The organism is Isoptericola sp. NPDC057191 (assembly GCF_042670225.1).
GTDB lineage: Bacteria > Actinomycetota > Actinomycetes > Actinomycetales > Cellulomonadaceae > Isoptericola.
The window spans coordinates 1-14,734 of the sequence record NZ_JBHUWC010000014.1 but is presented as its reverse complement, the minus strand read 5'-3'; the positions used below and the strand labels follow the sequence as shown (position 1 = coordinate 14,734).

Genomic DNA, 14,734 nt, shown 5'->3' with positions numbered 1-14,734 from the left:
GCGTCGTCGGGCCGGTACCCCGACGCTAGGAAGAGGGTGTTTCGACGCTGGTCGTGGAGGCGTGAAATACACGTGAGCACGAACGCACAGGGACCACCGAGGGCCTGTGAGCCCCGGGCGTCCGGGGAGGGGCCCCGGCGGTCAGCTCGCGCCGCGTGACGACCGTGCGGCGGCGACCAGCTCCTTGGCACGGACGTCGGGCAGGTAGCAGCGCACCAGCGCGAGACCGACGAGCGGCAGGGTGCCCGGCTCCGGCACGACGAGGCTGAGGGAGACGCTGCGTGGCTGGAACTTCAGCTTGAACCGGTGCAGCGAGTCGAACCCGTAGAGCGGTTCGAGGGTGGCGGCGAGCCGGTCCAGCACGACGTCGACGCCGCTCGGCGCTCGCGCGTCGTCCCCGGCGCCCTGGGCGAGCGGGCTGCCGGACAACGACGCCTCGAGCGCCCCCTCGTCGCGGAACGTCGTGAGGGCCGACGCGATGAGCAGCTCCATGGTGTAGCGGAACGAGCCGGGCGCCCGGCGCATGACGTCCAGGGTCCAGCCCACGACGTCGCCACCCGGCGCGTGCACGGGCAGCCAGCTCGTCACGCCGTGCACCTGGCCGTCACCGTCGACGGCGAGGCCGACGCGCACGTCGCGGTCGAGCGCCTCGCGCACTCCGCCGAGCGTGAACGCCATCTCGGGCAGGTCGCTGTCGCCGAGCCACGCCTCGGAGATCTTCCGTACCTGCGCGAGCGTCTCCGGCGGTTCGTCGGCGAGCGTGACCATCCGGTGCTCGACGCCCTGCTTCGCCGCCTGGTTGAGCGCGGTCCGCACGTCCTGCCACTTCTTGCCGCGGAACTCGAGGCCGGGCAGGTCGATCACCGCCTCCTCGGCCACCCGGACGACGGTCCACCCGCGGTCGGCGGCGAGGGCCGCGACCTCGGGACCGCAGGAGAAGAAGCAGGACCCGACGCCCGCGGCCGCGGCCGCGTCGACGAAGGTGTCGACGAGCTCGGCGCGACCGGCGGGGCCCGCGCCCACCGGGTCGGTGAGCGCGACGGCGACCCCCGCGTGCAGCTGGAACGCCACGTAGCCGTCGTGGTCGTCGGGCGACCAGCGTTCGTTCCCCTCCCACGTCGTCATCCAGGCGAGCCGCTGCCCGGCCCCGAGGCGTCGCAGCACCTGGCGCGCGTCGTCCTGGTCGAGACGCGTCCCGGCGGCAGGGCCACGGCGGCGGCGGGCTCGGAAGGAGGACCGGCGGACGAGGAGCAGGGCGAGCGCGCCCCCGTCCAGCGCGAGGGAGAGCACGTAGAGCGGCACGTCGTCCGGGAGGCCCGGGGTGTCGAGCACCAGCCCGCCGACGAGCAGGAGGGTCTCCGTGAGAGCACCCAGGGCGGTGAGGACGATCGCGACGCGCCACCAGGATCGGCGACCGCGCAGCAGCCCGAGGGCGAGCACGACGTCGACCGTGACGGCGACGATCCCGGTGGGCCAGTCGTCGCTCCCGACCGTCCCGAGCGGCCCCGCCGTCGAGCCGGAGGTGAAGCCCGCCAGCACCACCAGCAGCGCCGAGACCGCGAAGTACCCCGCGGCGGCGCCGCGGTCGCGCTGCCGCCGGCCGGTGGGGGTGCGCGAGCCCAGCCGCGGTCCCAGCACGGGCCTGGCGACCGCCAGCCCGGTCAGCCACCCGATCAGGTGCTCCACGTCCGCGATCCCGCCCCACACGGCGAGCGCCACGAGGACGTAGACCGCGATCGCCCCGGAGACGCGGGTGCGCCACGGCGCCGGCAGCGACAGGGCGGTGACGGTGGCGGCGCCCACGACGCCGGCGCTGAACCCGACGTCGAGCTCGCCGCCGACGCGCACGGCCCACGCCCAGCCGGTGCGGGCGAGGAGGGCGAGCAGGAGGGAGGTGCCGACCACGCCGACGACCTGGCAGGTGCAGGCGGCGAGCGCGGCGCGGCGCGTCCCGAGCCGGTGCTCGGCCCACCCGACGAGGAGCAGGAACACGCCCGCCACGGGCAGGTACTCCCACGGGCTCAGGGCGAAGAACGACCCCGTGACCGGCGTCCACCACCGCCCGTCGGCGAGCGCGGGGGCGCCGAACGCCACGTCGTCGAACCAGGGGTGCTCGGCGAACGGGCTCCACAGGGCGCCGGTCACGATGCCGAGGACGAGCATCGTGCCCACGACCGCGAGGGTGAAGGGGATCCGGCGGGTCAGCCGGACCGCAGCGAGGCTGCTCGACGCCATGCACGGCCTCCCGAGTCGCGCGGGTGTGTGCTCGCAACGTAGCCCGGGACCGCCCGTGAGGCACGACACAGGCTCGGTCCGTGCGGATCCCGCACGACAGGGTTTTACGACGTGCGGTGCCTCATGCCGGGGCAGATGATGCGAGCAGCGACCCGTCAGCCACGGCACCCAGGAGCACGCATGTCGAGCACCCGCCCGCACGCCAGCACCGTCGGATCGGCACCCCCGACCGGGGCGGCCGAGTCCCTCCTCCGGCTCGGCAAGCACCTGCGGCGGGGGGAGGTCTCGGACGACCTGCGCCAGCTGTTCCTCAAGGGCGGCCGGGAGGGCGACGTCTTCTACCGCGACCGCTGGTCGCACGACAAGGTGGTGCGGTCCACCCACGGCGTGAACTGCACGGGCTCGTGCTCGTGGAAGGTGTACGTCAAGGACGGCATCATCACGTGGGAGACGCAGCAGACCGACTACCCGTCCGTGGGCCCCGACTCCCCGGAGTACGAGCCGCGCGGGTGCCCCCGCGGGGCGGCGTTCTCCTGGTACACCTACTCCCCCACGCGGGTGCGCTACCCGTACGTGCGCGGCGTGCTGCTGCAGGCGTACCGCGAGGCCAAGGCGGCCGTCGGCGGGGACCCGGTGCTCGCGTGGCAGCGGGTGACGTCCGACCCCGGGACGGCGCGGGCGTACAAGTCGGCGCGGGGCAAGGGCGGCCTGGTCCGGGCGACGTGGGACGAGGCGGCGGAGATCGTCGCGGCGGCGCACGTGCACACGATCAAGGCGCACGGCCCGGACCGGATCGCGGGCTTCTCCCCGATCCCGGCGATGTCGATGGTGTCGCACGGGGTCGGCGCGCGGTTCGTGCAGATGCTGGGCGGCACCATGCTGTCGTTCTACGACTGGTACGCGGACCTGCCGGTCGCGTCTCCGCAGGTGTTCGGCGACCAGACGGACGTGCCCGAGTCGGCGGACTGGTGGAACTCCTCCTACCTCATCATGTGGGGCTCCAACATCCCGGTGACCCGCACCCCCGACGCGCACTTCATGGCCGAGTCGCGTTACCGCGGCACGAAGGTCGTGTCGGTCTCCCCCGACTACGCCGACAACACGAAGTTCGCCGACCAGTGGCTGGCGCCGCAGCCGGGCACGGACGGTGCGCTGGCCCTGGCGATGGGGCACGTCATCATGCGCGAGTTCCTCGTGGACCGCCGGACGCCCCGGTTCGCGGACTACCTGAAGCGGTTCGCGGACGCACCCTTCCTGGTGCGGCTGGACGAGCGCGACGCCGGGTCGGGCGAGCGGGCGTACGTGCCGGGCAAGTTCCTCACCGCCGGCGACCTGGACGACGCGACCCTGCCGGGGGCGTCCACCTCGGCGAACGCGCAGTTCCGCACGGTGCTGCTGGACGCGGACGGCCGCGTCGTCGCGCCGAACGGCACGCTCGCCGACCGGTACGGCGAGGCCGGCGAGGGACGGTGGAACCTCGACCTGGGCGACGTGGACCCGCTGCTGTCCGTGGCGGACGCGCCGTCGTCGGCCGAAGCACCCGGCACCGCGGCGGTGCTGCTGCCGCGGTTCGACGTCGTGCCCGACGCCTCGGGCGCGGACCCGGCGCGCGCCGCGCACCTCGGCGGCGCGGGGGTCCTGACCCGCGGCGTGCCGACCCGGCGCGTCGGCGGCCACCTGGTCACGACCGTCTTCGACCTGCTCCTGGCGCAGTACGGCGTGGAGCGCCGCGAGCTCGGCCTGCCGGGCGAGTGGCCGACCGGCTACGACGACGCGTCCAGCCCCGGCACGCCGGCGTGGCAGGAGGAGATCACGGGCGTGCGGGCGGACACCGCCGCGCAGATCGGGCGGGAGTTCGCGCAGAACGCCGAGGACTCCGGCGGCCGGTCCATGATCATCATGGGCGCGGGGGCGAACCACTGGTTCCACTCCGACACGATCTACCGCGCGTTCCTCACCCTCACGACGATCACCGGCTGCCAGGGCGTCAACGGCGGCGGCTGGGCGCACTACGTCGGGCAGGAGAAGTGCCGGCCCATCACCGGGTGGGCGCAGTACGCGGGCGGCCTCGACTGGGTGCGCCCGCCGCGCCAGATGATCGGCACGGGCTGGTTCTACCTGGCCACGGACCAGTGGCGGTACGACGGGATGCCTGCCGACGCGCTCGCGTCGCCGCTCGCGCCGGGACGGCTGGCGGGCCGCACGACGGCGGACTCCCTGGTCGAGTCGGCGCAGCGCGGCTGGATGCCGAGCTACCCGACCTTCGACCGCAACCCGCTGGACCTGGTGGACGAGGCCCGCGCCGCGGGCAAGGACCCGCAGCAGCACGTCGTCGACGAGCTCAAGCAGGGCACGCTCAGGTTCGCCTGCGAGGACCCGGACGACCCGGCGAACTTCCCCCGGGTGCTCACGGTGTGGCGGGCGAACATCCTGGGCTCCTCCGGCAAGGGCAACGAGTACTTCCTCAAGCACCTGCTGGGCACCGACTCGGCGGTGTTCGCCGCGGAGAACGCCCCCGACCGGCGGCCGCGCTCGATGACGTGGCGGGACGAGGCCCCGCGCGGGAAGCTCGACCTGCTGGTCACGATGGACTTCCGCATGACCAGCACCACGCTGTACTCCGACGTCGTACTGCCGGCGGCGACCTGGTACGAGAAGCACGACCTGTCCAGCACGGACATGCACCCCTTCGTGCACTCCTTCAACCCGGCGATCGCGCCGCCGTGGCAGACCCGCACCGACTTCGACACCTTCCACACCCTGGCGCGGCGCGTGTCCGAGCTGGCGGAGACCCACCTCGGCGTGCGCGAGGACCTGGTCGCCACACCGCTGCTGCACGACACCCCGGACGAGCTGGCGATGCCGCACGGGACGGTCACGGACTCCGGCGTCCCCGTCACCGAGCGTGAGCTGGTGCCCGGCGTGACGATGCCGCGGCTGCAGGTGGTGCAGCGCGACTACCCCGCCTTCGCGGCGCGCATGGCCGCCCTGGGGCCGCTCACCGACACCAAGGGCATGGTCACGAAGGGCGTGGCCTACCTGCCGGACGAGGAGGTGCGGCGCCTCGGGGAGCGCAACGGCGTCGTGCAGGACGGCCCCGCGGCCGGCCGACCGCGCCTGGACCAGGACACGCACGCGTGCGAGACCATCCTGGCGCTGTCGGGCACGACGAACGGGCGGCTGGCCGTCCAGGGCTTCGAGAACCTGGAGAAGCGCACCGGCCGCCGTCTGGCCGACCTGGCGCTCGACGAGCAGGGCAAGCGCGTGACGTTCCCCGACGTGCAGTCGCGGCCCACCACGGTGATCACGTCGCCGGAGTGGTCGGGCTCGGAGCACGGCGGACGGCGGTACACGGCGTTCGCGGTCAACGTGGAGCGGCTCAAGCCCTGGCACACCCTGACGGGCCGCCAGCACTTCTACCTCGACCACGACTGGATGATCGAGCTCGGCGAGCAGCTGCCCACCTACCGGCCGCCGCTGGACCTGCACCGGCTGTACGGGGACTCGCCCGTGCCCGGCAGTACCGCGGACGGCACGAGCACCGGCGGCAGCGCCGACCAGGTCGCGGTCGCGGTGCGGTACCTGACGCCGCACTCCAAGTGGTCGATCCACTCGGAGTACCAGGACAACCTGTTCATGCTGTCGCTCTCGCGGGGCGGCCCGAACGTGTGGATGAGCCCTCAGGACGCCGAGAAGATCGGCGTCCGGGACAACGAGTGGATCGAGGCGGTGAACCGCAACGGCGTCGTCGTCGCCCGTGCCGTCGTCTCCCACCGGATGCCCGAGGGCACCGTCTACATGCACCACGCCACCGACCGCACCGTCGACGTGCCGCTCTCCGAGGCGTCGGGGCTGCGGGGCGGCATCCACAACTCGCTGACGCGGATCCTGCTCAAACCCACCCACCTGGCGGGCGGGTACGGGCAGTTCACGTTCGCGTTCAACTACCTCGGCCCCACGGGCAACCAGCGGGACGAGGTCACCGTGATCCGGCGCCGTTCCCAGGAGGTGCGTTACTCGTGAAGGTCATGGCGCAGATGTCGATGGTGATGAACCTCGACAAGTGCATCGGCTGCCACACCTGCTCGGTCACCTGCAAGCAGGCGTGGACGAACCGCACCGGCACCGAGTACGTCTGGTTCAACAACGTCGAGACCCGCCCCGGGCTGGGCTACCCGCGCACCTACGAGGACCAGGAGACCTGGCAGGGCGGCTGGGTGCGCACCAAGCGCGGCAAGCTCAAGCTCCGTGCCGGGGGCCGGGCCAAGAAGCTCGCGTCGATCTTCCACAACCCGAAGCTGCCGTCGATCCACGACTACTACGAGCCGTGGACGTACGAGTACGACATGCTGCTCAACGCCCCGCAGGGCCCGAACACCCCCGTCGCGAAGCCGAAGTCGCTGCTCACGGGCGACGACATGAGCATCCAGTGGTCGGCCAACTGGGACGACGACCTCGGCGGCTCGACGGCCACGATGCAGGACGACCCGATCCTCAAGCACATGAGCGAGCACGTGGCCACGGAGCTCGAGCAGACGTTCATGTTCTACCTGCCGCGCATCTGCGAGCACTGCCTCAACCCGTCGTGCGTCGCCTCCTGCCCGTCGGGCGCGATGTACAAGCGGGTCGAGGACGGCATCGTGCTCGTGGACCAGGACCAGTGCCGCGGCTGGCGCATGTGCGTCACGGGCTGCCCGTACAAGAAGGTGTACTTCAACCACAAGACCGGCAAGGCCGAGAAGTGCACGCTGTGCTACCCGCGCATCGAGGTCGGGCTGCCCACCGTCTGCTCGGAGACGTGCGTCGGTCGGCTGCGCTACCTCGGCCTGGTGCTGTACGACGCCGACAAGGTCGGCGCGGCGGCGGCCATCGAGGACGAGCACGACCTGCTGGCCGCGCAGCGCTCCGTCTTCCTCGACCCGCACGACCCCGAGGTGGTCGCCGCGGCCCGCCGCGAGGGCATCCCGGACGACTGGGTCGCGGCCGCCCAGCGCTCGCCGATCTGGAAGCTCATCCACGACTACGAGGTGGCGCTGCCGCTGCACCCGGAGTACCGCACCCTGCCGATGGTCTGGTACATCCCCCCGCTGTCGCCGGTGGTCGACGTGGTGGCCAGCTCGGGCAACGACGGCGAGGACGGCCGCACCCTGTTCGCCGCCATCTCCCGGCTGCGCATCCCGCTGGAGTACCTCGCGGGGCTGTTCACGGCCGGCGACACCGCGCCCGTGGAGCGGGTGCTGCGCAGGCTCGCCGCGATGCGGTCGGGCATGCGCGAGGTCAACCTGGGCCGCGAGTTCCCCGAGGAGCACGCCGCCGCCGTGGGCATGACGGGCGAGCAGGTGCAAGAGATGTACCGGCTGCTGGCCATCGCGAAGTACGAGGAGCGGTACGTCATCCCCACCGCGCACACCGAGGTGGCGCGCGAGCTGGAGGAGATGGCCTGCTCCCTCGACTTCGAGGGCGGGCCGGGCATGGGCGGCGCCGGGCCGTTCGGGACGTCGTCGGGCACCCCCGTCCCCGTCGCCGTGGAGAACTTCCACGCCCTCGCCGCCCGTCAGACCGCGGACTCGCCGTACGGGCCGTCCACGCCCGGACGCGTGAACCTGCTCAACTGGGACGGCAACGGCCGTCCGGACGGGCTGTTCCCGCCCGACGACGACGGCGGCGGCCAGCGCCCCGGCGACCCGGGCACCCTGCCCGGGGGGCGCCAGGACGCGGCGGACGACTCCTCCGACGGCTTCACCGGGGGTGCCCGATGATCCTCGCGTTCCTGCCCAGGCCCGGGGTGCGCGCGCGCCGGCTCGACCCGCTCGCGCCCGTGCCGCTGCCCGACGCGGACCGCGCCGTCGCGCACATGGCCGCGAGCCTGCTGCTCGCCTACCCCGACGACGCGACGCGCGCGGCCGCCCGCACCGTGCGCGAGGCCGTCGGCGGGCTGCCCGAGCCCGTCCGGGACCGGCTCTCCGGCCTCGCCACGACCCTGCTGGACGGCGACCCCGACGCGCTGCAGGCCGACTACGTCGCCACGTTCGACCTCAAGCGGCGGTGCGCGATGTACCTGTCGTACTACGCGGCCGGGGACACCCGGAAGCGCGGCGCCGCCCTGGTCCGGTTCGTCGAGGCCTACCGCGCCGCCGGGTTCGAGACCACGGGCGACGAGCTGCCGGACTACCTGCCCACGGTGCTCGAGCTGTCCGCCCGCGGCGGCCCGGACGGGGCGAGGATCGCCGCCGCGCTGCTGACCGCGCACCGCGACGGCCTGGAGGTGCTGCGCTCGGCCCTGGCCGCTCAGCGCTCACCGTGGACGGCCGCCGTCGAGGCCGTGTGCCTCACGCTGCCTCCCGTCGACGCCGCCACCGCGGAGCGGGTCGCCGACCTGGTGGCGGCCGGACCACCGGCGGAGCTGGTCGGACTGAGCGGGTACGGGGACGAGGGAGAGGACCTGCCATGGGCCTGACGGATGCGACGGCCGACAAGATCATCCTGTGGGTCGTGCTGCCCTACGTGACGTTCGCGGTGCTCGTCGTGGGATCGATCTGGCGGTACCGGTACGACAAGTTCGGCTGGACCACGCGCTCCAGCGAGCTGTACGAGAAGCGCCTGCTGCGCTACGGCTCGCCCCTGTTCCACTTCGGGCTGCTGTTCGTGGTCCTCGGGCACTTCCTGGGCCTGGTGATCCCCAAGTCGTGGACAGAGGCGGTCGGCGTCAGCGAGAGCTTCTACCACTTCATCGCCACGTCCATGGGCTCGCTCGCGGCTCTCGTGGCCGTCGCCGGCCTGCTGATCCTCATCTACCGCCGCCGCTCGACGGGTCCGGTGTTCCTCGCGACCACGCGCACGGACAAGCTCATGTACGTGTTCCTCGCCGGGTCGCTCCTGTCGGGCGCGTGGGCGACCGTCCAGACCCAGCTGCTCGCCGGCGGGCACGGCTACGACTACCGCGAGACCATCTCGCCGTGGTTCCGCTCGCTCTGGTACCTGCAGCCCGAGCCGGTGCTCATGGCGGGCGTGCCCGCCGCGTTCCAGGTGCACATCGTGACCGCGATGCTCCTGTTCGCGCTGTGGCCGTTCACGCGGCTGGTGCACGCGTTCTCGGCGCCCGTGCAGTACCCGTTCCGGCCCTACGTCGTCTACCGCTCCCGCGAGGCGTCCGTGACGTCGCGCGCCCCGCGGCGCGGCTGGGACCCGACGACGACCCCGCCCCGCTGACCCCCTGACACCCCGGACGACCCGTCCGCCTCGAAGGAGGAACCATGACCTCGGCAGCGACACCCGGACCGACCGACGCCCCGGCGACCACCGCCGTGCAGGGCAACACGACCCAGCTCGCCCTCGCCACGGCCGGGTTCGCGATCTGCTTCTGGGCGTGGGCCCTGCTCGGCCCGCTGGGCAACAGCTACGGGCAGCTGTACCACCTGTCCGACTTCGAGGTGTCCGTGCTCGTGGCGGTCCCCGTCATCGTCGGGTCGCTCGGGCGCATCCCGATCGGTGCCCTCACGGACCGCTTCGGCGCCAAGGTGATGTTCCCCCTGTGCAGCGCGCTGACCATCGTGCCGGTCCTGTTCATCGGCTTCGTCGCCAACAGCCTGCCCTGGCTGCTGATCGGCGGGTTCTTCCTGGGCCTCGGTGGCACGACCTTCGCGATCGGTGTGCCCTTCGTGAACAACTGGTACCCGCCGGCCCGCCGCGGCACCGCGATCGGCATCTTCGGCGCCGGCATGGGCGGCACGGCGATCGCCTCCTTCTCCACCGTGCCGATCCGGGACGCGTGGGGCGACGGGGCGCCGTTCGTCATCGTGTCGGTGTTCCTGGCGGTCTTCGCCCTGGTGTCCCGGGCCATGCTCCGCGACTCCCCGGCCTGGACGCCCGGCTCGGGCGGCGGCATGCTGGCCCGCACGTGGGCGACGGTCAAGATCCCCGCCACGCTGCAGCTGTCCTGGCTGTACGCCATCGGATTCGGCGGTTTCGTCGCCTTCTCCGTGTACCTGCCGACGTTCCTGCAGAACGCCTACGACCTGAGCGCCAGCGACGCGTCCTTCCGCACCGCGGGCTTCGTGGTGCTCGCGGTGATCTGCCGCCCGATCGGCGGCATCCTGTCGGACCGGCTCGGCGGCGTCCCCGTGTCCATCGTCTGCTTCTCGGTGGTCACCGTGTTCGCGGCGATCGTCATCTTCCAGCCCGCGCTGGTCCCGGGCGCGACGATCGCGTTCCTCGGGATGGCTGCCGCGCTCGGTGCCTCGTCGGGCGCCACGTTCGCCCTCGTGGCGAAGATGGCGCCGGCCGGGACGGTGGGCGCCGTGACGGGCGTCGTGGGTGCCGCCGGCGGCCTCGGCGGGTTCATCCCCCCGCTGATCATGGGCGCCGTGTACGGCGCGAACGGGGACTACGGCATCGGTTTCGCGCTGCTCGCGCTCACCGCGCTGCTCACGCTGCTGTTCACCCTCGGCCCGGTGCGCAAGCGCGTGCGGGCGAACGCCGGATGAGCGCACGGGCGAAACACTTTCGGCCTAGCGTGACGACATGAGCACCGGGAGCACGCTGCGGAGCCTGGCCGAGCACGTCGGCGCCGTCCTGGCCCGCGTGGAACCGCTGCCCGCCCAGGAGGCGGCGCTCGCGGACCTCGCGCTCGAGCCGCCGGGGCGCACGCTCGGTGCCGACGTCCGCGCGGCCGCGCTGGTGCCCCCGTTCGACGCCGCGGCCATGGACGGCTACGCCGTCCGCCTCGCCGACCTGCCGGCCGACGGCGCGCCGGCGACGCTGCGGGTGGTCGGCGACCGCCGCCCGGGCTCGCCCGTGGCCGCGGAGCCGGTGGGAGCGGTGCGCATCATGACCGGGGCCCCGGTGCCCGCCTGGGCCGACGCCGTCGTGCCCGTCGAACGGACGTCGACCGGTCGGTTCGTCGCGGGCGGCCCGACGTCGGAGCTCGAGGTCACCCTGGCCCGCCAGGACCGGGCGCACGTACGGCGCCGCGGCGAGGACGTGCGCCCCGGCGACCTGCTCGGCCGCGCCGGCGACGCCGTGACCCCGGCGCTGGTGGCCGTGGCCGCGTCGGCCGGCCTGGCCACCCTGCCCGTGCGGCGGCGGCCGCGCGTCGCGGTGCTGTCCACGGGCTCAGAGCTGGTGGCGACCGGCACCCCCGTGAGCCCCGGCCGCATCCCTGACTCCAACTCGCTGCTGCTGGCGTCGCTGGCTCGCGCCGCAGGGGCCGACGTCGTCCGTGTGGGTGCCGTCCCGGACGACGCGGAGGCGCTGCGCGCCACCCTCGACAGCGTGGTGAGCGGACGGTCGGCCCACCAGACGTCGACGGACGGGGCGACCCTCCCGCGCACAGCGCCGGAGGGTGCCCTCGGCCTGGACCTGCTCGTGACGACGGGCGGCGTGTCGGCGGGGGCGTCGGACGTCGTTCGGGCGGTGCTCGACGCCGCCGACGAGCGCCTGTCCGACGTCGACGTCGCAGCCGTCGCGCTGCGCCCCGGCCGCCCGCAGGCGCTCGCCCGCTGGCGGGGCGTGCCCTGGGTGGCTCTGCCCGGGAACCCGGTGAGCGCGTTCGTCTCCTTCGCGCTGTTCGTGGGTCCGGCCGTCGCGGTACTCGCGGGTCGCGAGCCCCGGCGGGCCGTCCCCCGGCCCGCTGCCGGGGCGTGGCCGAGCCCGCCCGGGCGCACGCACGTCGTGCCGGTGCGGACGCTGCCGTCGGGCGAGGTGGAGCGCGCCGTCGCGCCCGCCGACGAGCGGCGGGGCGCCGTCGGCGGGCACGCGACCTCCACCCTGCTCGGCGCCGACGGCCTGGCGCTGGTGCCGCCGGACATCGAGAAGGTCGAGGCCGGCGACCTCGTCGACGTCCTTCCCCTCGACCTGCCCTTCGGCCTGCACTGAGGGCAAGGACCTGACATGACGAGCGCCTCCGGTCCGACGCCATCCGGTCCGACGCGATCCGGTCCGACGCGAGAGCCCCCGGGCTCCTACGACGCCGTCGTCCTGGCCGGCGGGCGGGCGACACGGCTCGGAGGCGTGCCCAAGCCGACGGTCGTGCTCGACGGCGACACCCTGCTCGACCGCGCGCTGGCCGCGACGCGCGACGCGGAGCACACCGTCGTCGTCGGGCCGGACCTGCCGCTGCCGCCCGGCCGCGACGTGCTCGTCGCCCGCGAGGACCCGCCGTTCGGCGGGCCGGTGGCGGGGCTCGACGCCGGGCTGCGCGCGCTCGAGCGTGCTCGGCGGCACGAGCACCCGGCTGGTCGGCGGCAGGCGGACGGTGCCGCGCCGGCGTGGGTGCTGGTGCTCGCCGTAGACGTGCCGCGCGCCACCGAGGCGGTGCCCCTGCTGCGGGCCGCCGTGACCCATACCGCCCACGCCGCCCAGGCTGCCGTCGACCCGGGCACGTCGGCCACCGACGGCGCCTACCTGGTCCGCGACGGGCGTGCGCAGTGGCTGGTCGGCCTCTATCGTCACGAGGCCCTGCGCGGGGCGCTGGACGCTCTCGCCGGCACGGACGGTCTGTCCGGCCTGCCGGTCCGGCGCCTGGTGGGGCTGCTGCGGTGCGTCGAGGTCCCCGACGCGGAGGCCGTCAGCGCGGACGTCGACACCTGGGACGACGTGCGACGCCTTACGGTAGGACTCCACGACGTCGTGGCCGAGCCCGCCGCGACGGCCACCGCATCCGAGCACGCGCCGCCGCAAGAGCGGGCATGACGCTGGGGAGGAACCCGATGACCGACCAGACGCCCCGCGCCGCCGAGCCCGGCTCCAGCACGCTGGACCGCTGGGTCGACGCCCTGGAGGTGGAGCTCGGGCTGCCGCCGCGCAGCGTGGACGTCGGAGCCGTGCTCGACCTCGCCCGCGACGCCGCCCACCAGGTCGCGCGCCCCGCAGCCCCGGTCACGACCTACGCCGTGGGGTACGCGGCCGGGCTCGCGGCCGCGCGCGGCGACGGCTCCGACGCCCTGGAGCGCGCGACGGCGGCCGCGCTGTCCTGGCAGGACCCGGGGCCGGGCGGCGCCGGCGAGAGCTCGAGGAGCTGATCGGATGACGACCGTCTCCCTCGGGATGCCGCGGCTGCCCGCCGCGGGGGTACCCGACGTCCGCCTCCCCGCCGACCGGCCTGCCACGGGCGGCCTGCTGGACCGGTTCGGGCGGGTCGCCACCGACCTGCGCGTGTCGCTCACCGACCGCTGCAACCTGCGTTGCACCTACTGCATGCCGGCGGAGGGCCTCCCCACGCTGCCGAAGGACTCGGTGATGACGCGCGAGGAGATCGTGCGGCTCGTCGGGATCGCGACGAGCGAGCTGGGGGTGCGGCAGGTGCGGTTCACCGGTGGCGAGCCGCTGCTGCGGCGCGACCTCGTCGAGATCGTGGCCGAGTGCGCCGCGCTCCCCCACCGGCCGGAACTGAGCCTCACGACCAACGCCGTCGGCCTGGACTCCCGCGCCGCCGCCCTGCGGGAGGCCGGGCTGGACCGGGTCAACATCTCGCTCGACACCCTCGACCCGGACACCTTCGCCACGCTCGCCCGCCGGCCGTTCCTGGCCCGCACGCTCGCGGGGATCGACGCCGCGGCTCGCGAGTTCGACCTCGTGAAGATCAACGCGGTCCTGGTCCGCGGCGTCAACCTCGACCACGCAGCGGAGCTCCTGTCGTGGTGCCTCGAGCGCGGTTTCGAGCTGCGGTTCATCGAGCAGATGCCGCTGGACGCCGACCACGCGTGGGACCGTGCGGCGATGGTCACCGCGGCGGAGGTGCGCGAGCAGCTCGGCACCCGCTTCGCCCTCGAGCCGGACGAGGAGCCGCGCGACGGCGCTCCCGCCGAGCGGTTCGTCGTGCGGGACCTCGACGGGGCCCCGCACGGCCGCCGCCGGGGGCGCGTCGGCATCATCGCGTCGGTCACGGAGCCGTTCTGCGACGACTGCCGCCGCACCCGCCTCACCGCCGAGGGCGGGGTGCGCGACTGCCTGTTCGCGCACACCGAGACCGACCTGCTGGGCCCGCTGCGCGCGGGGGCGGACGACGCCGTCCTGGCCGACCTGTGGCGCGGGGCCATGTGGGCCAAGCAGGCCGGGCACGGCATGAGCGACTCCGGCTCCGGCACCGACCTCGACAGCTCGGGCTTCACCCAGCCCGAGCGCACCATGAGCGCCATCGGAGGATGACTCTGTGACCGACCAGCTGACGGACGTGACGACCGACGCGCAGGGCGGGGCGAAGGCCGTCAGCCTGCGCTACTTCGCCGCGGCGCGCGCCGCCCTCGGCCGCGCGGAGGAGACGCTCGCCGTGCCGCCGGGCGCGACCGTCGGCGACGTCGTCGCCCGCCTGACCGCGACCGACCCCGAGGCGGGGCCGGTGCTCGCCCGGTGCAGCGTGCTGCTCGACGGCCGCCGGGCCGCGCCGTCCGACGTCGTGCCTGACGGCGCCAGCCTCGACCTGCTGCCGCCCTTCGCGGGCGGCTGACCCCGGACTGGCATCGTCCGTGCTGACTTGATCCTCAAAACTGCGGAACGAGGATCA

The 14,734-nt window shown here is 74.0% G+C and carries 11 protein-coding genes; 10 read left to right on the top strand and 1 reads right to left on the bottom strand.

What is annotated here, in order from left to right; all coding sequences use genetic code 11:
• Window positions 1-141: 141 nt before the first annotated feature.
• The gene (locus ACFT55_RS04185; protein ID WP_380241806.1) at window positions 142-2,235 is read right to left on the bottom strand and encodes a bifunctional lysylphosphatidylglycerol flippase/synthetase MprF; all 2,094 of its coding nucleotides are present in this window, start codon (window positions 2,233-2,235) and stop codon (window positions 142-144) included.
• Window positions 2,236-2,415: 180 nt separating this feature from the next.
• On the opposite strand from ACFT55_RS04185, the gene ACFT55_RS04180 reads away from it, so the two are divergent.
• Genes ACFT55_RS04180 through ACFT55_RS04135 form a run of 10 tightly spaced genes read left to right on the top strand, consistent with a single transcriptional unit; the run spans window position 2,416 to window position 14,677 of the window.
• Window positions 2,416-6,258: a nitrate reductase subunit alpha gene (locus ACFT55_RS04180; protein ID WP_380241803.1), complete on the top strand. Its 3,843-nt coding sequence runs from the start codon at window positions 2,416-2,418 to the stop codon at window positions 6,256-6,258.
• The gene (narH, locus tag ACFT55_RS04175) at window positions 6,255-7,994 is read left to right on the top strand and encodes a nitrate reductase subunit beta (protein WP_380241801.1); all 1,740 of its coding nucleotides are present in this window, start codon (window positions 6,255-6,257) and stop codon (window positions 7,992-7,994) included. Before ACFT55_RS04180 ends, narH begins: the two co-directional genes overlap by 4 nt.
• Entirely contained in the window at window positions 7,991-8,692 is a 702-nt protein-coding gene (gene narJ / locus ACFT55_RS04170) for a nitrate reductase molybdenum cofactor assembly chaperone (RefSeq protein ID WP_380241799.1), read from the top strand. The genes narH and narJ overlap by 4 nt, the downstream gene beginning before the upstream one ends.
• Window positions 8,683-9,444 (top strand): respiratory nitrate reductase subunit gamma, encoded by a 762-nt coding sequence (narI, locus tag ACFT55_RS04165; protein WP_380241797.1) that lies wholly within the window; start codon window positions 8,683-8,685, stop codon window positions 9,442-9,444. Before narJ ends, narI begins: the two co-directional genes overlap by 10 nt.
• A gap of 44 nt (window positions 9,445-9,488) precedes the next feature.
• Window positions 9,489-10,718, top strand: a complete 1,230-nt coding sequence (locus ACFT55_RS04160) for a nitrate/nitrite transporter (protein WP_380241794.1) — start codon at window positions 9,489-9,491, stop codon at window positions 10,716-10,718.
• 37 nt (window positions 10,719-10,755) lie between these two features.
• On the top strand, window positions 10,756-12,108 hold the full coding sequence (locus ACFT55_RS04155; RefSeq protein WP_380241792.1) for a molybdopterin molybdotransferase MoeA: 1,353 nt from the start codon (window positions 10,756-10,758) through the stop codon (window positions 12,106-12,108).
• 15 nt (window positions 12,109-12,123) lie between these two features.
• Entirely contained in the window at window positions 12,124-12,924 is an 801-nt protein-coding gene (locus ACFT55_RS04150) for a molybdenum cofactor guanylyltransferase (RefSeq protein ID WP_380241790.1), read from the top strand.
• A gap of 17 nt (window positions 12,925-12,941) precedes the next feature.
• Entirely contained in the window at window positions 12,942-13,253 is a 312-nt protein-coding gene (locus ACFT55_RS04145) for a DUF6457 domain-containing protein (RefSeq protein ID WP_380241788.1), read from the top strand.
• Window positions 13,254-13,257: 4 nt separating this feature from the next.
• Window positions 13,258-14,379 (top strand): GTP 3',8-cyclase MoaA, encoded by a 1,122-nt coding sequence (moaA, locus tag ACFT55_RS04140; RefSeq protein WP_380241786.1) that lies wholly within the window; start codon window positions 13,258-13,260, stop codon window positions 14,377-14,379.
• 4 nt (window positions 14,380-14,383) lie between these two features.
• Window positions 14,384-14,677 carry a MoaD/ThiS family protein gene (locus tag ACFT55_RS04135; RefSeq protein ID WP_380241784.1) on the top strand — a complete coding sequence of 98 codons (294 nt, stop codon included), beginning with the start codon at window positions 14,384-14,386 and terminating at the stop codon, window positions 14,675-14,677.
• Window positions 14,678-14,734: the final 57 nt, after the last annotated feature.